Here is a 24,505-nt window from a genome sequence, read left to right as displayed (position 1 = left end):
TTCTTATTTTTACCATAGTTTAGATCCCAAAACCGGCTCTCGCGCCTCCGGAAATAAATATAGCAGCCATTCTACTTTTTTGTCCGTTAGAGAACATATACATACCTCGGTCATCTGTATAATCCATATAGTTCATTGTCATTTCCACTGGAGTACCAGTGCAAGTACTATAATGTGGGTAAGCAGGAACACCATAATTTGCAGTATTGTGTGAAGGTGTATCATCAACAGAATCACTTCCGCAAGTTGCGTCGCCCCAAATGTGACGTAGGTTCATCCAGTGTCCTACTTCGTGAGTAGCGGTTCTTCCTAGGTTGTAAACTCCAGAAACGGTGCCTGTGCGACCAAATGCATTGTTGTCTATTACCACTCCGTCCGTTGCTAAAGATCCACCTGGAAACTGAGCATATCCTAGAATACCACCACCTAGATTACAAGACCACATGTTTAGTACCGTTGAAGGTGAAGTAGGCGGAATCCCTTTATTTGAGGATTTCATGGCGTCATTAGTAGAAAAGGAAACAAGTTCTAACTGATTTTCTTACTATGTTTTGGAGGACAAATGTTATCCCTACATTTGCTTTTACTCCAGAGAATAAGGCAGGAACATCATTATAGTCAGCGTTCGTTGCATTAAAATCTTCGTTTAAAACGTCAATCTGAGATTGAATTTGTGAATCTGAAATGTTTTCAGCTGCAGTTCTGTACAATACGTTTACGACAACCGGTATTTCAACTTTTCCGTTTACTAAACGACCAGTTAATTTAGCATTTTGAGTAAAGGCTTCAATTTGATTCATTCGCACCGCTAAGGTTGGGTCAGCGGCTAATTGTGCTGCAAGTACTTCGTGCGAAGCACAACCACGTTGGCTAATCGCATTTGCATTTAAGTTTGTTGATTCTGTCTGGTCATTTTGACAGGAGAAAAGCATCATAAGTGCTGTTGCAGATAAAATAATCTTTTTCATAATAATTAAAGGTTATGTTAGTTAAATATGATTTTGGGCAATCATTTGACAATTTTATAACAAAACCAGTTGTAAAAAAATAATTGTGAAAAGTATTTTTTAACAATTATTTAAGAGTCCTTATTTCGCGCGCTTTTTTTAATTTACAGAATTAAAGAAAATTTAATAAGAAAGATTTATCTGATACCTTAGTACTACTTTTTGCTCCATATTCTGCTTTTATTTTTTCTAATAAAGTCAATTAAAGTAATTTTAGTGAAGAGTAAATCTTACTTTTTTCTTTTAATGGAACGAGCGGGAAGTTTTTTTTAAGTTTGTTTTTTCTATTTTCCAATAGAAAAAGTCGCTTTTTGGCTAATAAAAAATAGAATTGCAGTCCATTGTGTGGACCAAGAATTTCTTTCGAAATTGAATTAGGTGTAATAAAGAAGCCTGCGAAAGTGTTAATTGCTAAAAATGTAGTTTATAATGTTTGCTCCCATTTTTAATGCTTTTTCACGAACAGCGGCTGGATCGTTGTGGACTTCTGGATCTTCCCAGCCATTACCTAAATCAGATTCGAAAGTGTATAGTAAGACTAGTCTATTTTCTACGAAAATTCCAAAAGCTTGCGGACGATTCCCGTCGTGTTCATGGATTTTGGGTAATCCACTAGAAAAGAGATAGGGTTTTTGAAATATTATATGTGAAGCTGGGATTTCACTTAATGGATTACTTGGAAATATCTTTTTTATTTCTTTTCTAATGTATTGATCCATCCCGTAATTATCGTCAATATGAAGAAATCCTCCAGCACTCAAATATTTTTTTAGATTGCTAACTTCGGTATTATTAAAAGTTACATTTCCATGTCCCGTCATATGAATAAAGGGATATGAAAACAAATCTGGGCTGCCGGGCTCTACCGTTGCTGGCTTAGTATTTATCCTAGTATTATTGTTTGCGTTACTGTACTTAATAAGATTAGGTAGCGAAGTGGGATTAGCGTACCAGTCTCCACCGCCGCTATATTTTAATAAAGCAATCTCTTGCGAAAAAGAGGAGATGGAGGTTAAAAGTAAAATAAGATATATTCTTTTCATAGTCAATCTGTATTGTTTGTTTAAAGCGCTATCGGTATTCGAAATAAACCTTGAATGTCTAAAAAAAAGAAGCTTATAATATTAGTTTCACGATTAATTGTACTGTTTTCTAGTCTTCGTTGAAAAATGCAACACTGTGACAGGCAACTATTGCAGCAGTTTCTGTTCTTAATCTAGTATTGCCTAAAGATACAGCGACGAATCCATTCTCGATTGCCATTGCGATTTCTTTTTCAGAAAAATCACCTTCAGGACCTATAAGCATGGTGATATCTTCATTTGGTTTTAAAATTGATTTTAATGTTTTCTTATCTGTTTCCTCACAATGTGCTATTAATTGCAATCCTTCATTTTTAGTTTTAATAAAATCTTTTAAGGTAACGGCTTCATTTAATTTTGGAAGATACAATTCGTTTGACTGTTTCATGGCAGCCAAAATGATTTTGTCAAATCGCTCGTTGTTGATCACTTTCCTTTCAGAACGGTCACATATTATAGGTGTAATTTCATGAACACCTATCTCTGTTGCTTTTTCAAGGAACCATTCGTAACGGTCGTTCATTTTTGTAGGAGCCACAGCCAGATGTAAATGGTATTTTGATTTTGGTTTCTTTTGGAAAGAAATAATCTTTACCGTGCATTTACTGTCGGAGGCTAAGGTGATTTCAGTTTCGAATAGACAACCTGCTCCATTGGTAACATGTAAAATATCAGTGTCTTTTTTACGTAATACTTTTATAATGTGTTTGCTTTCTACCTTGTCAAAAGTAAAAGTTTCGGTCGTTTCGTCAATATTTGGATTATAAAATAATTGCATAATTTAGAATTGTATTCGTGCTTTAGAAACTACTGCTGCAGTTTCAAATTGTTGTGATAAAAATTTTTGATAACCTACAATTCCAATCATTGCAGCATTATCAGTAGTATATTCGAATTTTGGAACGTATGTTTTCCAACTGTATTTCTGCTCTGCATCTTTAATGGCTTTTCTAATTCCAGAATTAGCTGATACGCCACCACCGATGGCGATTTGTTTAATACCAGTTTCTTTTACTGCTAGTTTTAATTTGTCCATTAAAATCTCAACAATGGTATATTGTATCGAGGCGCAGATATCATCCATGTTTTCAGAAATAAAATCAGGGTTTTCTAATTTTTTCTTTTGTACAAAATACAATATAGCTGTTTTCAAACCTGAAAAGCTAAAGTTCAATCCAGGAACTTTGGGTTTAGTAAAAGCAAATGCTTTTGTGTTTCCAAGTTGTGCATGCTTGTCAACCAAAGGGCCGCCTGGATAGGGAAGACCTAGTATTTTTGCGCTTTTATCGAATGCTTCGCCCACAGCATCATCTGTAGTTTCACCGATGATAGTCATATCAAAAAAGTTATTTACTTGTACAATTTGAGTATGACCGCCACTAATGGTTAGCGCCAGAAACGGAAAGTTAGGTTTATCAAATCCTTCTTCATCTATAAAATGAGCTAAAATATGAGCGTGCATGTGATTTACAGAAATCAGCGGAATATTTAAGGCTAAAGCCATTGATTTAGCAAAAGAACTTCCTACAAGTAACGATCCCATGAGTCCGGGACCTTGGGTGAATGCGATTGCTGACAGCTGTTCTTTACTAATATTTGCTTTGCGAAGTGCCGCATCTATAACGGGAACAATATTTTGTTGATGTGCACGCGAAGCTAATTCGGGGACAACACCTCCATATTGAGCGTGAATGAGTTGGTTTGCCACAACATTTGACAGTACTTTGTCGTTATGTAAAACGGCCGCAGCCGTGTCATCACAGGAACTTTCGATAGCAAGAATAAAAACCTCGGAATTTTGCATAAAAAGGCACAAATTTTTGAATTATAGTTACAAACCGATTTTATTTTTTATAATTTTACGGCGCAGCCAAAATTAAAGAATTTTTATTAAAGGTGCCGCTCTTTCCTTGGGCAAAATAGTATTTTAGGATAAAAATAAAACATCAATAGGTATCAAAAAATTCGTTAAAATAATTCTTCGTTTCATTCTGGGACTAATTGTGCTTTTGCTGCTGCTGGGGATTGCCCTTTCGATGCCTTATTTTCAGACTAAAATAGCGAAGCATTTTACAAATAGCCTTAATAAAGATTTTGGTACTGATATTTCTATTGAATCTGTACGACTATCCGTTTTTGGCGGGGTGAAATTTAAAAATGTTTTGATTCTAGATCATCATAAGGATACTTTAATTTTTTCTAAAATAGTAAACACTAATATACTAGAAGGAAAAAAAATTCTGGAAGGCGACTTGATTTTTGGAGACGTTAGACTTGATGGTTTGCTCTTTAAAATTAAATTATATAAAAACGAAGACGAAACGAATCTAAATAAATTTATAGCGGCTTTCGACAGTGATAAACCCTCGACAAGAAAATTTTTATTAAAAGTTGACAATGCAAATATCACCGATGCTCGGTTTAGTATTACTGATGAAAATAAAGCAACCCCAGTTGACGTTGACTTTACGAGGTTAAACACAACGCTTAGTGATTTTTTATTATATGGACCTGATTTAAAAGCAAACATAGATAAAATGTCTTTTCTAGATCATCGTGGCTTGTATGTTGTAAATATGAGTTCTAAATTTACCTATGCTAGAAACAAAATACAATTTGACAAACTTGACTTGTCTACTAAAGAATCAAAATTTAAGGCAAATGTAATTTTAAATTATAAACCAGGTGATTTTTCGAAATTTACTGATAATGTGAAATTTGATGTTAAAATAAAATCGTCCCAAATTGCCACTAATGATATTAGACATTTCTACAATGAACTAGGTAAAAACCAGTTTTTTAAAATTAATGCCGATGTTCTAGGACCGTTAAATGATTTGAAAATAAATAAATTAGGCCTTGTTGACTCCAGAAATTCTCAAATATTTGGGACTATAAATTTCAAAAATCTTTTTGGAAACAAGGATCAGAAATTTTATATGGATGGTGATTTTACCAGACTTTCTAGCAGTTATGATAATTTAGTAACCATATTACCTAATATTTTAGGAAAGAAACTACCGGTTGAGTTAAAAAAACTGGGCAGGTTTACGTTAGTTGGAAATTCTCAGCTAAGCACCACTTCAATCGATGCCGATTTTAAAATGGACACTGATATAGGTAGTGTAAAATCGTTCTTCAGGATGGAAAGCATTGATTTTATTGACAAAGCTTCTTATATGGGGAATGTTATTCTAGATAATTTTGATTTAGGAGTATTGTTGGATAAAAAAGATTTGGGTAAAATCACCATGAACATAGACGTAGATGGGAAAGGTTTTACCGAAAAATATCTAAATACGGCATTAAAAGGAGATGTTACTAAAATAGGTTTTAAGAATTACACCTATTCTAATGTAGTGGTAAACGGTAACTTTAAAGCGCCTAATTATAAAGGTCAGATTTCAGTAAATGATCCGAATCTAACCATGAATTTTGATGGTTTATTAGATTTAACCAATAGAGAAAACAAATATGATTTTCATATTGAAGTAGAAAATGCCGATTTAAACAAGCTGAAATTAGTTAAAGATTCCATTTCAGTATTTAAAGGAGATGTAATCGTGCAAGTTACTGGAAATTCGATTGAAAATTTACAAGGAAACGTATTTATAAAGGAAACGTCTTATCGCAATGGAAAAGACACCTATAATTTTGATGATTTTAATATCTCTTCCAGCTTTGATGCAGAGAGGGTTCGTACGATTACGGTGAACTCTCCTGATATTATTGAAGGTGAAATTATAGGGAAATTTCAGTTTAGCGAACTTGGGAATTTGGTTAAGAACTCATTAGGAAGTTTGTACACGAATTTTAAACCCAATAAAGTTAGTAAGGGACAGTTTTTGAAATTTGATTTCACGATTTATAGTAAAATTATTGAGTTATTTTATCCAGAAATTGCCATTGGATCAAATACTGTTGTAAAAGGAAATATAAAATCAGACAATCAAGAATTTAAACTGAAATTTAATTCACCACAAATTGTAGCTTCAAAAAATACTTTTGACAATATAAGAGTGTCAATTGATAATAAAAACCCATTATACAATGCATATATTGAGTTAGATAGTATTAAAACGAAGCACTATAAAATCCGTGATTTTAGTCTGATAAATGTAACGATGAAAGACACTTTGTTCTTTAGATCAGAGTTTAAAGGTGGACCAAAAGGAGAGGATTATTTTAATTTAAACTTATATCACACTATTAATAAGGACAACGACAATGTGGTAGGATTGAGTAAATCTGAAATGAAATTTAAAGACTACTTGTGGTTTTTAAATGAAAAAGAAACGCCTAATAACCAAATTGTCTTTGATAAGTCATTTAAAAATTGGAAGATAGACGATATAATATTGTCTCATGAAGACCAAGAGATATCGCTAAAAGGAACTATAAAAGACAATACTAATAAGGATTTACAGCTCAGTTTTAAGGATGTTGATCTCTATAAAATCACACCCGAAGATGAAAAGTTTGTGTTTAGAGGAAATATAAATGGCGATATTAGTTTTAAACAGAATAAAGCAGTTTATAAACCAACGGCTTCGCTCTTAATTGATCATTTAAACATCAATAAAACAGATCTGGGTGATTTGAAATTTGATATTGAAGGAGATGAAAATTTAGAGAAGTTTACCATAAATTCCTTTTTAGAAAATAAGAATTTTGAATCGTTTAATGCTTTTGGTAATTTCGAAATTATAGATAATAAAACGATTCTTGATATGAAACTTAAATTTGCCAAATTTGATTTGGGGATTTTAAGTTCGCTAGGAGGAGACGTAATATCTAATATAAGAGGATTGGTTAGCGGAAACTCTACAATTCAAGGTAATTTAGACAGACCAGATATTAACGGACGATTGTATGTTGAAAAGACTGGCTTGACAATTCCTTATTTAAATGTAGATTATGAATTAAATGATCGATCTATAATTGATTTAATTGGTCAGAAGTTCTTGTTTAGAAATAACACATTAACTGATTCTAAATTTGGAACAAAGGGATCTTTAAACGGAAGTATCGAGCATCATAATTTCGGCGATTGGAAACTGGATTTGGCGGTAAGTACTAAGAAACTTCTTGTTTTAAATACTGTCGACAAAGAAGACGCCGCTTATTATGGTACAGCTTTTATAGATGGTAATGCCACTATAAAAGGACCTACAAATGGTTTGTTTATAAAGGTTCAGGCTAAATCTGAGAAAGGTACCGAAGTTAAAATCCCAATAAATTATGCTGAAAGCGTAAGTGATAATTCTTTTGTTCACTTCTTAACTCCAAAAGAAAAATACAATATCCAAATGGGAATTGTTGAAGATACGAGGAATTATAAGGGACTGGAATTAGAGTTTGATCTTGATATTACACCTGATGCTGAAGTGGAGGTAATTTTAGATCGAAACTCAGGACATGGTATTAAAGGAAAAGGTTTTGGATCCTTACTATTTAAGATAAATACATTAGGTAAATTTAATATGTGGGGAGATTTCCAGGCCTATGAAGGTTCTTATAATTTTAAGTATGGAGGATTAATAGATAAGAAATTTGATGTAAAAAAAGGAGGTTCTATTTCATGGGAAGGGAATCCAATGCGAGCACAATTAAATTTAGAAGCCGTTTATAAAACGATTGCTAATCCATCTGTTTTACTTGAAAACTCATCTTTTAATAGAAAAGTTCCAGTTGAAGTAGTAATTGGAATACGTGGAGATTTAGCAAGTCCAGAACCAGATTTTAATATCGAATTCCCAACCGTTAGTAGTGTTTTAAAATCAGAGATTCAATACAAACTAAATGATAAAGATGTTAGACAAACGCAAGCACTTTATCTATTGTCTACAGGAGGATTTTTAAGTGCTGAAGGTGTTAGTCAGTCTGATTTTTCTGGAAGTTTGTTCGAAACGGCCTCTAGTTTATTAGGAGGAATTATAAAATCGGATGATGAAAAATTCAAAGTTGGACTTAATTATATCTCCGCAGATCGACGAATAGGAAAAGAAACTGACGGAAGGTTTGTGGCAACGATTTCATCAAAGGTTAATGAGAGAATTACAATTAACGGTAAAGTAGGGGTGCCTTTTGGAGGTATTAATGAGTCGGCGATAGTTGGGGATTTAGAAATTCAATACAGGGTTAATGAAGACGGAACACTTAATTTGCGTTTGTTTAATCGTGAAAATGACATCAATTATATCGGAGAAGGAATCGGATATACTCAAGGAGTAGGGGTGACTTATGAAGTCGATTTTGATACCTTCAAAGAATTCGTTAATATAATTTTTAAGAATCATAAATTAGGTGTCGAAAGTAACTACAGTCAGCAATTCCAAGATTCGAACCTAGCTCCAGAATATATTAATTTCTCTAAGCCGACGACTCCTAAAACGGAAACTCCGAAGAAAAATAATGAAGGAAGAATTCCTGAGGAGGACTAATTTGTTGCGATTGTATAGTACCTGCTAGTTAACGTTATTACTACTTTATTTAAAAGTCCAGATCTACTTGTTGGATTTTGTAGCACAGCACCTTATCTAAATAAGAGAGCTGTGAAAATGACACTTTTACTTCTGGGTGTTTAATGCTATAAAAACACTATTTAAGGCAAAAAACAGTTAATTATTAAATTATAATTAACAAATTCAACTTATTTTGAAAAAAAATGGAGGTTTTTGATGTTATTTCGAAAACTTATCAACGAAAACGTTTGAATTTAGTTCGCTTAACTAATTTAGTAAAGACATAACGCTAAAAGTGTAATTTGTTTGCTAAATTTACGCTTTAATACTTAAATAATGCCAAAAACAATAAAAAAAGTAGGGGTGCTAACTTCTGGTGGAGATTCGCCGGGAATGAATGCTGCAATTCGATCAGTTGTTCGAACTTGTGCTTACCATAACATAGAATGTATAGGAATTTATAGAGGTTATCAAGGAATGATTGAAGGAGACTTCAAAGAAATGGGACCTCGAAGTGTGAATAACATTGTAAATAAAGGAGGAACAGTTTTAAAATCAGCAAGATCTCTTGAATTCAGAACGCCTGAAGGTAGAATAAAAGCACATGAAAATCTTGTGAAAGCGGGAATTGATGCTTTGGTAGTAATTGGTGGTGACGGTTCTTTTACCGGAGCATTACTATTTAATTCTGAATTTAATTTCCCAGTAATGGGAATTCCAGGAACAATTGATAATGATATTTTTGGGACTAGTCATACCTTAGGATATGATACAGCTCTGAATACAGTGGTGGATGTCATTGATAAAATTAGAGATACCGCAAGCTCACATAATCGTTTGTTCTTTGTAGAGGTGATGGGTAGAGATGCTGGTCATATTGCTTTGAATGCTGGAATTGGTGCTGGTGCCGAAGAAATTCTTATTCCCGAAGAGGATTTAGGATTAGACAGGCTATTAGAATCTTTACAAAAAAGTAAGGCTTCTGGAAAATCATCTAGTATAGTTGTTATCGCTGAAGGAGATAAAATTGGAAAAAATGTATTCGAATTAAAAGATTATGTAGAAGCTAATTTACCAGAATATGATGTTAGAGTTTCAGTATTAGGTCACATGCAACGCGGTGGATCACCTTCTTGTTTTGATAGAGTTTTAGCAAGTAGATTAGGAGTGAAAGCGGTCGAGTCATTGATCGAAGGAAAATCAAATTACATGGTTGGATTACAAAATGATAAGATTTCATTGACACCTTTAGAACAAGCAATTAAAGGAAAAACTGAAATTGACAGAGAGTTGTTAAGAGTCTCTGAGATCATGTCAACATAAAAATAAAAGTGAAGTTTATTGTGAGGAAATTAGACTTTAAATGAGGGTTAGGAAAAATAAACAAAAAATTTAATTAAGATGTCAAAAGTAAAATTAGGAATAAACGGTTTTGGAAGAATTGGAAGAATTGTTTTTAGAGAATCTTTTAATAGAGATAATGTAGAAGTAGTAGCAATTAACGATTTATTAGATGTAGATCACTTAGCTTACTTATTGAAATACGATTCAGTTCATGGACGTTTTGCAGGTGAAGTAGAAGTTAAAGACGGACAACTTTTTGTAAACGGGAAAAACATCCGTATTACTGCTGAAAGAAATCCAGCTGACTTGAAATGGAATGAAGTTGATGTAGATGTAGTTGCTGAATGTACTGGTTTCTTTACTACAGTTGAAACTGCTAATGAGCACATCAAAGGTGGTGCTAAGAAAGTAATTATTTCTGCTCCTTCTGCTGATGCTCCAATGTTTGTAATGGGAGTAAATCATACTGAAGCTAAAGCTTCTGACTTGATCGTTTCTAACGCATCTTGTACCACAAACTGTTTAGCTCCATTGGCTAAAGTAATAAATGATAATTTTGGAATTGTTGAGGCTTTGATGACCACTGTACATGCTACAACATCAACTCAAATGACTACTGATGGTCCTTCTAGAAAAGACTGGAGAGGTGGACGTGCTGCATCTGTTAATATAATACCTTCTTCTACTGGAGCTGCAAAAGCAGTTGGTAAAGTAATTCCTGAATTGAATGGAAAATTAACTGGTATGGCTTTCCGTGTTCCTACAACAGACGTTTCTGCAGTTGATTTAACAGTAAAAGTGGCTAAAGAAACTTCATACGAAGAGATTATGGCAGTTTTAAAAACAGCTTCAGAAACTACAATGAAAGGAATCTTAGGATATACTGAAGATTTAGTTGTTTCTCAAGATTTCGTTTCAGATCCAAGAACATCAATTATCGATGCAAATGCTGGAATTGGTTTGAATTCTACTTTTTTCAAAATCATATCTTGGTATGATAATGAATATGGATATTCAAGTAAATTAATTGATTTATCAGTTCATATTTCAGGATTAAAATAATCAAAATTTTAAAAAATCCCGTTTTTAGTTTTTAGACGGGATTTTTTTTATTTTAGCGATAAATTAAAGTAAAACATAGTTTTATTAGATTTAGAAGAAAGAGAAGATAACCAAATAGTAAAAGAAATGAGATTAATAGTTGACAGTGGTTCCACAAAAGCCGATTGGATTGCGATTGACGATGATGGAAAAGTATTATTTACCACGCAAACATTGGGATTAAATCCTGAAATTCTTGAAAATGAACAAATAATCGAACGTTTGAATGATCGTTTTGATATCGTTCAGAGTAAAAAGACGGCTACTCATTTGTTTTTTTATGGTGCAGGTTGCGGTACAGATAGAATGAAAGTAAATCTTTCGCAAGCTTTTCAAAGCTATTTTACGAATGCCATTGTTACAGTTGAGGAAGATACTTATGCGGCGGTTTATGCCACTACTCCAAAGGGGCAGCAAGCGATTGTTTCCATCCTTGGAACTGGATCTAATTGTAGTTATTTTGACGGAAAAGAATTGCATCAAAAAGTACAGTCGTTAGGATATATTATCATGGATGATTGTAGCGGTAATGTTTTTGGGAAAGAGTTGATACGCAAGTATTATTTCAATAAAATGCCTAAAGATTTAGCAGCTAAATTCGAAAAAGAGTACAATGTAGACCCTGATTTTATTAAAAATAAATTGTACAAAGAAGCCAATCCGAATGCTTATTTAGCCACTTTTGCAAAGTTTTTAATTCAAAATAAAGATACTGAATTCTGTAAGAAAATTATTTTCAAAGGAATGAAATCTTTCGTAAAAAACTATATCAAACAATTTGATAATCACAAAGAAGTACCAGTACATTTTGTAGGTTCTATTGCTTTCTATTTGAAAGAGGAATTAGAGCAAACATTCGAAAAATACGATTTAAAGTTGGGAAATGTGCTTAGACGACCTATTGATGGATTAATCGCCTATCATATTGCAAATAAATAAATGGCTATGGAAATTGCTATTATTGCTCACGATGGAAAAAAAGCAGATATGGTCCAGTTTCTAAATAAAAACACGGACATATTACAACACGTGAACATTAAATTGATTGCTACTGGAACTACTGGTAGTAAGTGTGAAAAAGCGGGATTTAAAGTAAAAAAGATGCTTTCAGGTCCTTTGGGAGGTGATGCACAAATTGCGGCTCGTGTAGCCGAAGGTAAGACTAAAATGGTTTTATTCTTTAAAGACCCAATGGCTAGTCATGCTCATGAGGTTGATATAAACATGTTGCTTCGCGTATGCGATGTACACAATGTACCAATAGCTACAAACGAAGCAACTGCTCAATTGCTATTACAAGCTATAGAATTGCAATCATAGAAATTTCTACATTTACGTTTTTTGGCAAACAAGCCACTTGAACCGTTTCACGAGCTGGAGCGGTTTTTTCATTGAAATAAGAACCGTAAACGGTATTTATTTTTCCAAAGTCATTCATGTCCATGATGAAAATTGTCGTTTTAACGATGTTTTCAAAAGTCATTCCAGCAGCATCTAGTACGGCTTTCATGTTTTTCATTACTTGAGCAGTTTCTGCCTCAATCGTTTCTAAAACTAGGGCACCTGTAGTAGGATTAATAGCGATTTGCCCAGAAGCATAAAGTGTGTCTCCTTTAAGTACCGCTTGATTGTAAGGACCTATTGGCGCCGGAGCTTTATCAGTGAAAATTATCTTTTTCATAAAAATGTATTTAGTGGTTTTCTAATGAATTATAGTAGTTGTAATCAAAAGAGAAATAGAGGCTTAGCGCGAAGTATTGGTGCTTCGTTTATCCCATTTGATATCGCTTAGCACTCCTGATTTTATCCCAATGAAGAATCCCCAGTTAGCATTTGTTCCAAAAGGAGTCCAGTTGAAATCCATTCTCCAACTAAGCAAGTCGCGCTCAAAACGAAGCTGTGTAAAGGTAACTCCGTTTTGTACAAAATCATAACCGGTAGATATCCCTGCTTTCCATTTTGGAGTCAAGTCAGTATTAGCAGATATCATTATAGAATTTCCTATAATTTTTTTCTCTCGGTTGTTGTTTCCATAAGTTAGAGAGTAGGCAAAAGTCATATCCCATGGTAATTTGTTATTAAAAAATTCTGCAATTTTATCTTCACCCGCTTCTTCAGCACCGTCAAATTGACTTTTTCGAGTATCATTCAAGACTGTATTGGAACCAAAAAGATCATCCTCACGACCACCATTTCTTTGACTTTGTTCGTTTTTATCTTTTTTGTTTTTATCCTTTTCTGAGCTGGATATGGAATAGTTCATAGTCAAATTAGCACTTGTCATTCTAAATAAGCTACCGCCGTTGTCAATATTATAAACTGCGATTCTATTACCAGAATTGTCGATCGCGTAAGGATCTAAGGTTGCACCAAAATTGACATTCATTTTATTGGCAAATAATTGTGTTCCACCGCTAACTCGAACTGGTGACCAAGCAAGAGATGTTACTCCGTCGGCATCTAGATTGTAACTCGTGGATAGATTTAAATTATTAAGTAGCATTATTTTTTTTGCTTCTACTTTAGTACTGTCCTTATCCGTTACTTTTGCTTCAAAGGTATTGCTTAAGTCAAATCCAATATTGTTAGAGTTACTTAGTCCTGGCGCTCCAAAGATTCCGCTTTCAAAACGAGAATATTGCTTTATAATCGTTCCGCTGGCATCAGAAGCATAAGTATCATAGTATTTTTCGAAACTTGGAGTATAACCATAAGAAACAGAAGGTCTCATGACGTGCCGAACTGATTTAATTTTTTTGTCTTCGCCAAAATTAAAAGTACCATAAATAGTAGTCCCTACACTAGAGGAAAAAGAGTACGTTCTAAAGGCGTCAAAACCGCTTACAATTTTATCGACAACTGCGCTTTGGTCTGAATCATAGCTTCTTTGAATTGTTTTGGCATACCAAACTTCTTCATAATTTAAAGCGGTCGATGCGCTAAAGTATTTAAACAATTTAAAATTTGTGCTTAAAGGGATGCTGTGTTGTACTCCCAACTTAGCATCTCTAAACATTTGTGGTTTGAAGAAAAGCGAATCAGTTGTAGTTATTGTGTTTCGGCCATTTAAATTATACTGCAAATTTATATTTTTGAAAAAGCCTTTTTTAATGTCGTTTTTTCCGGCGAAAGGATAAATTCGGTCTACACTAAGTTGAAGTGTAGGCAGCGTCATATTAATTTGCTCTGTTTGCGTGTTTTGCGAATGGGTGGCAGACAATGACATTCTTACTTGAGGAGCAGTCTGGAAAGTTTTAGAATAGGAAATAGAAGAGTTCAAAGTGTTATTAAGATTCGAACCAATATTCGCCTGATTTATCGATTGCTTAAAATACTTACTGCTTCCAAGGTTTACCGAGGCTGAAAAACTAGAATTTGGATTTGCTTTTGAATCTCTAGAATGCGACCATTGTAAATTGTATATATTTTGCTTCGAATAATCTGGATAGCCACGCTCACTGCTGATTAGATTCTCAAATCGGAAATTTATATTCCCTCGAAAAGCATATCTTTTTGCATAAGAGGATTCAAAACGCATTCCGTAACTACCGTTTGTATAATAATCACCTAAAACAGTAAGATCATAATGGTCGTTTAAAGCAAAATAATAACCACCGTTTTGTAAGGAGAAACCTCTATCGTTAGAATCATTATAACTAGGTAAAATAATTCCAGAAATGCTAGTTTCCTTACTCATGGGGAAATAAGCAAATGGTAAAGCTATCGGAGTCGGTACATTAGCAATTACCATATTAGTCAAACCGGTGATTACTTTCTTTCCTGGAATAAATTTAACTTTATTCGTTTGAAAATAATATTCCGGATTATCGACATCAGCCGAAGTGGTGAATCGTGCCCCTTTTAAGAAATAAACGGAATCATTTTCCTTTTTCGTAATTTCTGCTTTTATTTTAAATTCTCCTTGACTGGATCTTGAATTATAGATTAAAGCTTTTTGTGTCTTAAAATTGAAACGAATAGAATCGGGCTCCACGACATTTTCGGCTTGTTTAAAATTAGGATATTGAGTGAATTTCCCTGTAGAATCCTTTATTCTACCGGCATAAACTTCATTTTTTTCGTAATCCATTACAATTATTCCAGCCTTCAGTTCCACATCTTGATAATAGAGTTCTGCTTTATCGTATAAGGTAATCAGTTTTTTCTTTTGATCGATCTTGGCATATTGGTTAGCCTTATATTTTACCTTTCCGTCAAGAAAAGCTTTTTTTTGCTTGATTGTATCTTTTACAATAATGGTATCTGTTTCTTTTTTCAGATCTAAAATAGAAACATCATTTTTCTTAGTTCCTAAAGTAGAACTGTCTGCTTGTTTTTTAGCAGTAATAGCGGTCGTTTTTTTGGGTAGCTCTTGAGAATATATATTGGCATATCCCATTGACAGGAATAATGATACTAAAACGATATTAAATAAGTTTGTCTGCAAAGGTTTAAATGCTATTTTTGTAAAATTACGGCCTGTTTTTTGAAGTGTCAAACTTACAGATTATTTGTGGGCAAAAATAATCAAATAAATTTAAGATTAGTGTTCCATTAAAATTAACTTTAACATATGAAACTCAATTATTATAGTTTTATTTTGATAGCTATTTTGATAGCGTTTAGTAATACTTGTGTGTTTTCTCAAGATAATCAAAATTTCACTGTCATTTTAGATGCGGGTCATGGTGGTAAAGATCCTGGGAATTCGCACCATGGATTTGTCGAGAAGGATATTGTGTTAAAAACGACGCTAAAAGTAGGAAGTTATTTAGAAAAAACACCTGGCTTTACTGTTATTTATACAAGAACTACTGATGTTTTTATTGAATTAGCAAAAAGGCCGAAAATTGCTAATAAAGCAAATGGTAACGCCTTTGTTTCTATTCATTGTAACGCAGTGAAAAATTATCTGCCTCATGGCACAGAAACCTTTGTGATGGGAATGTCTCGAAGTGATTTAAATTTAGAGGTAGCAAAAAGGGAAAATTCCGTAATTTTATTAGAGGAGAATTTTAAAGATACCTATCAGGGTTTTGATCCAGCTAAACCGGAATCCTTGATTGGATTGACTATGTTGCAAGAAGAGAATTTAAGCAACAGTATTATGTTAGCCACCGAGGTTCAAGATAACTTTACAAACAACTTAAGCAGAAACTCGAGGGGAATTAAACAGCAACCACTTTGGGTTTTAGACGCTGTTTACATGCCAAGTGTTCTAATCGAACTCGGTTTTTTATCAAATAAAGAGGAAGGTGAGTATTTAAATTCTGAAGCTGGCCAAGATGAAATGGCGTTACAAATCGCAAATGCAATAATTGCATACAAGAAAAAGTATTTTGGACTTTGATGGACTGGAAATAACATATTTCATTACAATAGTCTAAATAATATAATTAGAAGTTTAAATTCTTAGCTATCTTGACGCTTATACAGTGATTTCGAATTAAATCAAAGTCTTGTCTTAATAGTTTGATGTTGTTAGTAAGAATAATTAAATTTGTAAAAAAAATCTAAATTTTGAAATTGATAAAAAGTAATAAGTATAGTGCTTTAAAAGTAGTAGTAGTTTTCGCATTTTTAATTAGCAGCATTTCTTATGGTCAAAACACTAATTTTAAAGTTACCTTGGATGCAGGTCATGGTGGTCATGATTTTGGCGCTGTCTATGGTGGTCATGTAGAGAAAAATATTGCTTTGGCAGTAGTGCTTAAAGTCGGTAAGTTATTGGAGGCACATCCTAAAATAGACGTTATTTATACAAAAAAAACGGATGTTTTTGTAGATTTAGTCGAAAGAGCCAATATTGCCAATAGAGCTAATGCTAATATTTTCGTTTCTATTCATTGTAACGCAAACAGAAATACTGCTGCTTATGGAACCGAAACCTATGTTATGGGTATGAATAAAATTGCTTCAAATTTAGAAGCGGCTAAGAAAGAGAATTCTGTAATTACATTAGAGAAAGATTATAAAACAAAGTATGAAGGTTTCGACCCGAATTCTCCAGAAACAATGATAGGAATGACCTTGATGCAAGAGGAATACCTTGAAAACAGTATTTCGCTAGCCAGTAAAATCGAAAATGAATTTGCAACACTTGATAAAAAAGTAAGAGGCGGCGGAGTAAAACAAGCTCCGTTTATGGTATTGCATAAAGCGTATATGCCAAGAGTTTTAGTCGAAATGGGGTTTATCTCTAATCCTGCAGAAGGAAAAATATTAGACTCAGAATCAGGTCAAAATGAAATTGCTAAGGCTATTGCTACTGCAATAATTAGTTATAAAAATGAATATTACGGTACCGGAAGTATAGATACTCCTGAAGTTAGATCTTCGCAAAGAAGCAATGAAAGTTCGGCTAATGATAGTGGAAGAGCTACGACTAGAGTTAAAGAAGTTCCACAAGCTGCTGAAGATAGAAAAGCAGCGTCTAAAATAGATAGTTCGCAGGTTCTTTTCAAGGTTCAAATTTCAGCAAGTAGTAGAAAATTGGATTTACACCCTAGGAATTTTAAAGGTTTGAAAAATATATCAATAGATTACGGAAGTAAAGTCTATAAATATATGTATGGTGAAACGACTGATTATGAAAAGTCTAGGAATCTTTTAGAGGAGGCTAAGGCAAAAGGCTATGATTCTGCTTTTCTGATTGCTTTTAAAAATGGCAAGAAGATTAGTATCCAAGAAGCGATTAAATAACAAGAAGTTCAATTATTTTATATTAAATTTGTCCAAAATACTTACATTTTGAAATTAACGAGAGAAATTAAAACTGCAATTCTAGTAATTGCATCGATATTATTATTTATTTGGGGATATAGTTTTTTAAAAGGGAGAGACCTTTTAAGCAGCTATAAGATATTATATGTCGAATACAAAACCGTAGAAGGTTTAGCCCCTTCGGCCCCAGTTACATTAAATGGTTTAGAAATAGGTAGAGTTGTTGCAATTACGATCGATGAGAGCACAGGGAATTTGTTAGTAGAACTGCAAATAAAATCGGATTTTCCTATTTCGAAATCAAGTATAGCGGCAATTTACGAGCCTGGTTTTATTGGCGGAAAACAAATCGCGATTGAACATAATTTTAATGATAAGACTTTAGCCTTAGATGGCGAAAGGCTTCAGGGTGTGATTAGGTTGGGACTTACTGACAAAGTTGCTGATAAACTCGTTCCGCTTCAAGAAAAATTAGATAAAGTTATGGCTAATGCCGATAATCTAATTACAGGAATTAATAATGTTTTAGATCAGAAAGCACAGGAAGATCTGAGGGTTAGTTTAGCTGAATTGAGCAAAACTATGGAGCAGTTTCATAAAGCTTCATTAAGTATGAATACTATTCTTGATGAAAACAAAACTCAAATAAAAGGAGTGGTAACTAATTTCAATAAGGTCTCTGGCAATTTTGCTAAAATTTCCGACTCTTTAAACAAAGCAGATTTAGGTAAATCGGTGCGCAATCTAAACCAAACATTGGCAAAAGTTGACGGTCTCATGAATGGATTAAAATCTGGAAACGGTACCATGGGTAAATTGTTGAATGATGATGCATTGTATGCCAACTTGACGAAAACTTCGAGAGAACTAGAGCTTTTACTGCAAGATGTTAGACTTTATCCTACTAGATATGTAAACGTTTCTCTTTTTGGAAAGAAAAACAAACCCTATGTAGCACCTGTAACTGATACTATTTCAAAAGAAAAAAACTAGCAACTATGAGCTATCTAGACAATATTTTATTTGCCCTATTATTAATAATCGGATTTGGATATTTTTTTGCTAACATCTTAAAAATAAAAAGAAACATAAATCTAGGTATTGAGATAGATAGAAAAGATAACCCTGCTGCACGCTGGAAAAACATGGCTATGATTGCTCTTGGGCAGTCAAAAATGGTGAAACGACCAGTTGCGGGAATACTTCATATTGTTGTTTATTTAGGTTTTATAATTATCAATATTGAGTTGTTGGAAATTATTATTGACGGTTTATTTGGGACGCACCGCGTTTTTGCTTTTTTAGGCACTACTTATGATGTTTTAATCGCCTCATTTGAAATATTGGCGGTTTTAGTACTTGTAGCGGTTAGTGTTTTCTGGATTAGAAGAAATGTTGTAAAATTAAAAAGATTCATAAATAAGGATCTAACAGGATTCCCAAAAAACGATGCTAACTACATTCTTTATTTTGAAGTAGTCTTGATGACCTTGTTTTTATTAATGAATGCCACTGATTTGCATTTGCAAAATGTACCTGGAGGCTTTTCTCATTTTATACAAGCTGGTTCTTTTCCTATTAGTCAGTTCATCGAGCCATTATTTAACGGAATGTCAAATGAGTTAGTGATGCTAATTTTTGAAGCGTCATGGTGGTTGCATATTATTGGGATTTTAGTTTTTATGAACTATTTGTACTTCTCAAAACACCTACACATCTTATTGGCTTTTCCAAACACTTACTTTGCTGATTTAAATCCACTAGGACAGTTTAATAACTTAGAAGAGGTAACTAAAGAAGTTAAAATGATGATGGATCCTAACGCTGATCCATTTGCGGCAGCACCAGCGCCTGCGGAGGGCGAAGTTCCTGCGAAGTTTGGAGCCAGCGATATTCAGGATTTAAATTGGGTACAATTGTTAAACGCATATACTTGTACGGAGTGTGGTAGATGTACTTCTGCTTGTCCTGCTAATATAACGGGTAAAAAACTATCTCCTCGCAAGATCATGATGGACACCAGAGATAGAATGGAAGAGGTAGGGAAAAATATTGATGCTAATAAAGGTATTTTTATTCCAGACAACAAAACATTATTGAATGATTATATTACTCCAGAGGAACTTTGGGCTTGTACTTCCTGTAATGCATGTGTCGAAGAATGTCCTGTAAATATTAGTCCATTATCTATCATCATGGACATGCGTCGTTACCTAGTTATGGAGCAAAGTGCTGCTCCGATGCCTTTGAACGCGATGATGACCAATATTGAAAACAATGGTGCGCCTTGGCAATACAATCAACAAGATAGATTGAATTGGAAAAACGAAAATTAAATTTGTAGAGTATAAGTAGTTGTTTATTGAACTATTTCTCAAATAACCGGTTGGTGAAATAACCGAATAAAAAAATAGAAAATGTCAGAGAATTTAATAGTGCCAACAATGGCCGAAATGCTAGCCCAAGGAAAACAACCTGAAGTATTGTTTTGGGTAGGTTGCGCAGGTAGTTTTGATGATAGAGCAAAAAAAATAACAAAGGCATTTGTACGAATTTTAAATCGTGCAAATGTTCCTTTTGCAGTATTGGGTACAGAAGAAAGCTGTACTGGTGATCCGGCAAAAAGAGCAGGAAATGAGTTCTTGTTTCAGATGCAAGCGATGATGAACATCGAAGTGTTGAACGCTTATGAAGCTAAGAAAATAGTTACTGCCTGTCCGCATTGTTTTAACACTTTAAAAAACGAATATCCGGAACTAGGAGGTAAATACGAGGTGGTACATCATACTGAGTTTTTAAAATCCTTGCTTGATGATGGAAGGCTAACTATTGAAGGCGGACAGTTTAAAGGGAAACGAATTACTTTTCACGATCCTTGCTATTTAGGTAGAGCAAATAATGTATATGAAGCGCCTAGAGAATTGATTCAAAAATTGGATGCCGAATTAGTGGAGATGAAACGTTCTCGCGCAAACGGCTTGTGTTGTGGAGCGGGAGGAGCTCAAATGTTTAAAGATGCAGAGCCGGGAGACAAAGAAATTAATATCGAAAGAACGGAAGATGCATTAGAGACAAAACCAGATATAATTGCTGCTGGATGTCCGTTTTGTAATACGATGATGACTGATGGTATTAAAAACAAAGAAAAAGAAGGTGATGTAAAAGTGATGGACATTGCAGAATTAATTGCAAATGCTCAAGATTTATAGAAATTTAGAATCTAAATTTCGAAATTAAAAAAAATAAAAAAAAATGTACGTACCATTTGAAAATTTACCAGAAGAATCCAAAATTTGGATCTATCAATCCAATAGAAAATTTTCGGATGCTGAGTTCGCTGAAATTGCTACTGATTTGGAAGCTTTTTTAGAAAACTGGGCTTCCCATGGAACAAGTTTAGTTTCTTCTTTTGAACTAAAATACAATCGGTTTATTATTATAGCGGTAGATCAAGAAGTTCAGGCAGCGACAGGTTGCTCTATAGACACCTCTGTTGAATTTATCCAATCTTTGGAAAAGAAATACAATGTTGATCTATTGGACAAAATGAATGTGACTTTTAAACTCGGAGAGCATATTGCCCATAAACCATTAATAGATTTTAAAAAAATGGTAAAAGACAAGGCAGTTACTGAAAACACAGTGGTTTTTAATAATTTAATCAACAACATTCAGGAATATAATGAATCATGGGAAGTTCCGGCGATCGATAGCTGGCACAGCCGTTTTTTCTAAAATTATTTAATAGCATAATGAAAAATACAGACATCAGAATTTATATTCTTTATGTCTTATTTTTTTTTGTAGCCAGCTGTAGTACTACGAAAAAGAATGAGTCAAAAGATAAATTGACACCTATTCCTGCTGTTGCAGATGAATATTTAGTTGACAATTCATTGGATACAGATACCATTCAAGAACCTATAGCTCTATTTACAGAGCGGAAGAAATGGGTGGATAGTATTTATTCAAATATGACTTTTGATGAACGTTTAGGGCAGTTGTTTATGGTTGCTGCTTATTCGAATAAGGATAAAGCACATGAAAACGCTATTGAGAAATTAGTTGTAGAGTCAAAGGTGGGGGGCTTGATTTTCTTTCAAGGTGGGCCAGTTAGACAAGCAAAGCTAATTAACAGGTTTCAAGCAAGAGCAAAAACGCCTTTATTTATTGGGAATGATGCCGAATGGGGATTAAGTATGCGATTAGATTCAACTTATGCATATCCTTGGAACATGACTCTTGGAGCGGTTCAGGATATGAAGTTAATAGAAAAAATGGGTGTGCAAATTGGCCGCCAAAGTAAACGTCTCGGAATACAGTTTAATTTTGGTCCCGTATTAGACATAAATACGAACCCGAATAATCCAATAATTGGTTTTCGTTCTTTTGGTGAAGACAAGTATAATGTTGCAACGAGAGCGATTGCATTGATGAAAGGAATGCAACACCAAGGAATTTTTGCTACTGGAAAGCATTTTCCTGGACATGGAGATACCGAAGTGGATTCTCATAAAGGATTGCCTACTATTACTTTTTCGAAAGAACGACTAGATGTAATGGAGTTTTACCCTTATAAGCAAATGTTCAAAGAAGGCCTTTCCTCTGTAATGGTCGCTCATTTAAATGTACCTAGCTTAGAGTCTAAACCTAATTATCCATCTTCTATTTCTTATAATGTAGTGACTAATGTTTTAAAAAAAGAGTTAGGTTTTAAGGGCTTAATTTTTACTGATGCTTTGAACATGAAAGCGGCCAGTAATTATTTACAACCTGGTGAAATTGACTTAGAAGCATTTTTGGCCGGAAATGATATATTGTTGTTTCCAGAAAATGTTCCTCTGGCGATTCAAACCTTAACAAAAGCTTATCAAGACTCTTTGTTTAGTGAAAAAAGATTAGCGTACTCTGTCAAGAAAATTTTAAAATACAAATACATCGCAGGTCTTAATAAGTTCAAACCTATTGTTATTGATAATTTAGTGTCAGATCTTAATGAAACTAAAAACGATGCCTTGCAGTATGAATTGTATGAAAGCGCATTGACTGTCCTTAAAAATGAAGAGACTATATTACCTATAAAAGAATTGCAAAATGAAAAAATTGCCTATGTAAAAATTGGTGATGCCACAAATAGCAGTTTTATCTCGACCTTAAAAAAATATACAGCAGTTACTGAAGTTTCAGATAGTAATTTAGACAGTTTACAGCTGAAATTAAATAAATTCACCAAGGTTGTTGTGGGCTACCACACCTCTAATACACCTTTTAAAAATTACAAGTTTAGCAATAGTGAATTAGCGAAACTTGATTTTTTAGCTAAAAATAACAAAGTTATAGTGGCTGCTTTTGCTAATCCATATTCGTTATTAACAGTTAAAGATTTTAGTGGCATCGAAGGATTAATAGTTTCCTATCAAAATAATGCTATTGCTCAGGAAGTGACTGCAGAACTGATTTTTGGGGCTATTGCGGCCAAAGGAAAATTACCCGTAACGGTTACCACAGATTTCAATACAAACGCGGGATTTCCCACAGAGAAATTAAATGTATTAGGATTTACAGCTGCGGAGAATGTGGGAATGAATCCTTTAATTTTATCGAAAATTGAATCGGTGGCACAAAAGGCGATTAATGGAAAGATGACGCCCGGGATGCAGGTTTTAGTGGCTCGAAAAGGAAAAGTTATTTATCAGAAGTCTTTTGGTGGCCTAACCTATGAAAAGGGTTCTAAAGTCAGTAACAATGATTTATATGATGTCGCTTCCTTGACAAAAATCGTATCTACTTTACCAAACGTCATGTTGCAGTACGACCAGCAAAAAGTAAATATGGAAACGAAATTAGGAGCTATGCTTCCGATATTTAAAAATTCGAATAAGGGAAACATATCATTCAAGGAATTGCTCTCACATTATGCGAGACTGCAACCGTGGATGCCTTTTTATAAAGCTACCGTAGATAAAAACGGAAATCCTTTAGAAAAATATTATAAAAAAACTGCGGATGCCCAGTTTTCGACAAAAGTGGCCGACAGTCTTTTTTTAAGAAATGACTACCATGACACTATTATGAAGTTGATTGCTGAGAGTAGTTTGCTTCCGCAAAAAAAATACAAATACAGTGACTTCACTTTTATCATTCTAAAAGAGTATCTAGAAAAAACTACTGGAAAAAAATTAGACGAGTTAAGTACGGATAACTTTTTTAAGCCGCTTGGCGCCAATAATACAATGTACAATCCGTTGCAAAGAGTGGCTAAAGATCGAATTGCTCCAACAGAAATCGATACCTATTTCCGTCAGCAAACGATACAAGGATATGTTCACGATATGGGAGCAGCTATGGAGGGCGGAGTAGGAGGACATGCCGGTATTTTTTCGAATAGTTTGGATGTAGCCAAAATAATGCAACTGTATCTACAAAAAGGGAATTATGGGAATAAGCAGTATTTCTCTGAAAAAACTTTCAATGATTTCAATACCTGTTATTTTTGTGAGGAAGGAAATAGAAGAGGAGTAGGTTTTGATAAACCTCAATTAGGAGATAAAGGTCCCACTTGTGGTTGTGCTTCGATGACTAGTTTTGGACACACAGGATTTACAGGAACAATGGCTTGGGCCGATCCAGAAACAGAAATCGTCTATGTCTTTTTATCCAATAGAACCTTCCCAGCAGACGGCACAAATAAATTATCAAGAGAAAATATTCGGGAAGATATTCAAGAAATAATATATAACGCAATCGAAAAGTAAGTCAGTAATTGAAAACAGAAAACGAATAA

The 24,505-nt window shown here is 33.9% G+C and carries 17 protein-coding genes and 1 pseudogene; 12 read left to right on the top strand and 6 right to left on the bottom strand.

Going from position 1 to position 24,505, the window contains the following annotated elements; translation table 11 throughout:
- Positions 1-19 precede the first annotated feature (19 nt).
- The 4 genes and pseudogenes from FQU23_RS10800 to tsaD all read right to left on the bottom strand — a co-directional run bounded on the left by FQU23_RS10800 (position 20) and on the right by tsaD (position 3,893).
- A pseudogene (locus FQU23_RS10800) lies at positions 20-968 on the bottom strand (zinc metalloprotease).
- 443 nt (positions 969-1,411) lie between these two features.
- Complete coding sequence (locus tag FQU23_RS10795) at positions 1,412-2,050, bottom strand: DUF4159 domain-containing protein (RefSeq protein WP_147673829.1); 639 nt, start codon at positions 2,048-2,050, stop codon at positions 1,412-1,414.
- A 109-nt stretch (positions 2,051-2,159) separates the two neighbouring features.
- Complete coding sequence (locus FQU23_RS10790; protein ID WP_147673828.1) at positions 2,160-2,867, bottom strand: 16S rRNA (uracil(1498)-N(3))-methyltransferase; 708 nt, start codon at positions 2,865-2,867, stop codon at positions 2,160-2,162.
- A gap of 3 nt (positions 2,868-2,870) precedes the next feature.
- Positions 2,871-3,893, bottom strand: a complete 1,023-nt coding sequence (gene tsaD, locus FQU23_RS10785; RefSeq protein WP_147673827.1) for a tRNA (adenosine(37)-N6)-threonylcarbamoyltransferase complex transferase subunit TsaD — start codon at positions 3,891-3,893, stop codon at positions 2,871-2,873.
- Between the two features lie 232 nt (positions 3,894-4,125).
- On the opposite strand from tsaD, the gene FQU23_RS10780 reads away from it, so the two are divergent.
- The 5 genes from FQU23_RS10780 to FQU23_RS10760 all read left to right on the top strand — a co-directional run bounded on the left by FQU23_RS10780 (position 4,126) and on the right by FQU23_RS10760 (position 12,318).
- Positions 4,126-8,532: a translocation/assembly module TamB domain-containing protein gene (locus FQU23_RS10780; protein WP_147673884.1), complete on the top strand. Its 4,407-nt coding sequence runs from the start codon at positions 4,126-4,128 to the stop codon at positions 8,530-8,532.
- A 357-nt stretch (positions 8,533-8,889) separates the two neighbouring features.
- Positions 8,890-9,876 carry a 6-phosphofructokinase gene (pfkA, locus tag FQU23_RS10775; RefSeq protein ID WP_132111159.1) on the top strand — a complete coding sequence of 329 codons (987 nt, stop codon included), beginning with the start codon at positions 8,890-8,892 and terminating at the stop codon, positions 9,874-9,876.
- A gap of 78 nt (positions 9,877-9,954) precedes the next feature.
- Positions 9,955-10,959: a type I glyceraldehyde-3-phosphate dehydrogenase gene (gene gap, locus FQU23_RS10770; RefSeq protein WP_147673826.1), complete on the top strand. Its 1,005-nt coding sequence runs from the start codon at positions 9,955-9,957 to the stop codon at positions 10,957-10,959.
- A 126-nt stretch (positions 10,960-11,085) separates the two neighbouring features.
- Positions 11,086-11,937, top strand: a complete 852-nt coding sequence (locus tag FQU23_RS10765; protein WP_132111163.1) for an N-acetylglucosamine kinase — start codon at positions 11,086-11,088, stop codon at positions 11,935-11,937.
- Positions 11,938-11,943: 6 nt separating this feature from the next.
- Complete coding sequence (locus tag FQU23_RS10760) at positions 11,944-12,318, top strand: methylglyoxal synthase (RefSeq protein WP_147673825.1); 375 nt, start codon at positions 11,944-11,946, stop codon at positions 12,316-12,318.
- Here FQU23_RS10760 and FQU23_RS10755 read toward each other — a convergent pair.
- Positions 12,299-12,679 (bottom strand): RidA family protein, encoded by a 381-nt coding sequence (locus FQU23_RS10755; RefSeq protein ID WP_147673824.1) that lies wholly within the window; start codon positions 12,677-12,679, stop codon positions 12,299-12,301. The genes FQU23_RS10760 and FQU23_RS10755 overlap by 20 nt on opposite strands.
- Before the next feature lie 63 nt (positions 12,680-12,742).
- Positions 12,743-15,496: a putative LPS assembly protein LptD gene (locus FQU23_RS10750; protein ID WP_147673823.1), complete on the bottom strand. Its 2,754-nt coding sequence runs from the start codon at positions 15,494-15,496 to the stop codon at positions 12,743-12,745.
- Positions 15,497-15,571: 75 nt separating this feature from the next.
- On the opposite strand from FQU23_RS10750, the gene FQU23_RS10745 reads away from it, so the two are divergent.
- The 7 genes from FQU23_RS10745 (at position 15,572) to FQU23_RS10715 (ending at position 24,476) form a co-directional block, all read left to right on the top strand.
- A complete protein-coding gene (locus tag FQU23_RS10745) occupies positions 15,572-16,348 on the top strand; it encodes an N-acetylmuramoyl-L-alanine amidase (protein WP_147673822.1) in 777 nt (258 codons plus the stop codon).
- A gap of 170 nt (positions 16,349-16,518) precedes the next feature.
- Entirely contained in the window at positions 16,519-17,700 is a 1,182-nt protein-coding gene (locus FQU23_RS10740) for an N-acetylmuramoyl-L-alanine amidase (protein WP_245181108.1), read from the top strand.
- 48 nt (positions 17,701-17,748) lie between these two features.
- Positions 17,749-18,714, top strand: coding sequence for an MlaD family protein (locus FQU23_RS10735; RefSeq protein WP_147673821.1), 966 nt, complete (start codon positions 17,749-17,751; stop codon positions 18,712-18,714).
- 5 nt (positions 18,715-18,719) lie between these two features.
- Positions 18,720-20,057, top strand: coding sequence for a (Fe-S)-binding protein (locus FQU23_RS10730; RefSeq protein WP_147673820.1), 1,338 nt, complete (start codon positions 18,720-18,722; stop codon positions 20,055-20,057).
- 81 nt (positions 20,058-20,138) lie between these two features.
- Entirely contained in the window at positions 20,139-20,930 is a 792-nt protein-coding gene (locus FQU23_RS10725; protein WP_147673819.1) for a (Fe-S)-binding protein, read from the top strand.
- Between the two features lie 43 nt (positions 20,931-20,973).
- On the top strand, positions 20,974-21,456 hold the full coding sequence (locus FQU23_RS10720) for an ABC transporter ATPase (protein WP_147673818.1): 483 nt from the start codon (positions 20,974-20,976) through the stop codon (positions 21,454-21,456).
- A 17-nt stretch (positions 21,457-21,473) separates the two neighbouring features.
- Entirely contained in the window at positions 21,474-24,476 is a 3,003-nt protein-coding gene (locus tag FQU23_RS10715) for a glycoside hydrolase family 3 N-terminal domain-containing protein (protein WP_147673817.1), read from the top strand.
- Positions 24,477-24,505 lie beyond the last annotated feature (29 nt).

It is taken from the genome of Flavobacterium sp. XN-5, assembly GCF_008033395.2.
GTDB classification, from domain to species: Bacteria; Bacteroidota; Bacteroidia; order Flavobacteriales; family Flavobacteriaceae; genus Flavobacterium; species Flavobacterium hiemivividum.
The sequence above is the reverse complement of the archived record's forward strand: the minus strand, read 5'-3'. Positions and strand labels throughout refer to the sequence as shown.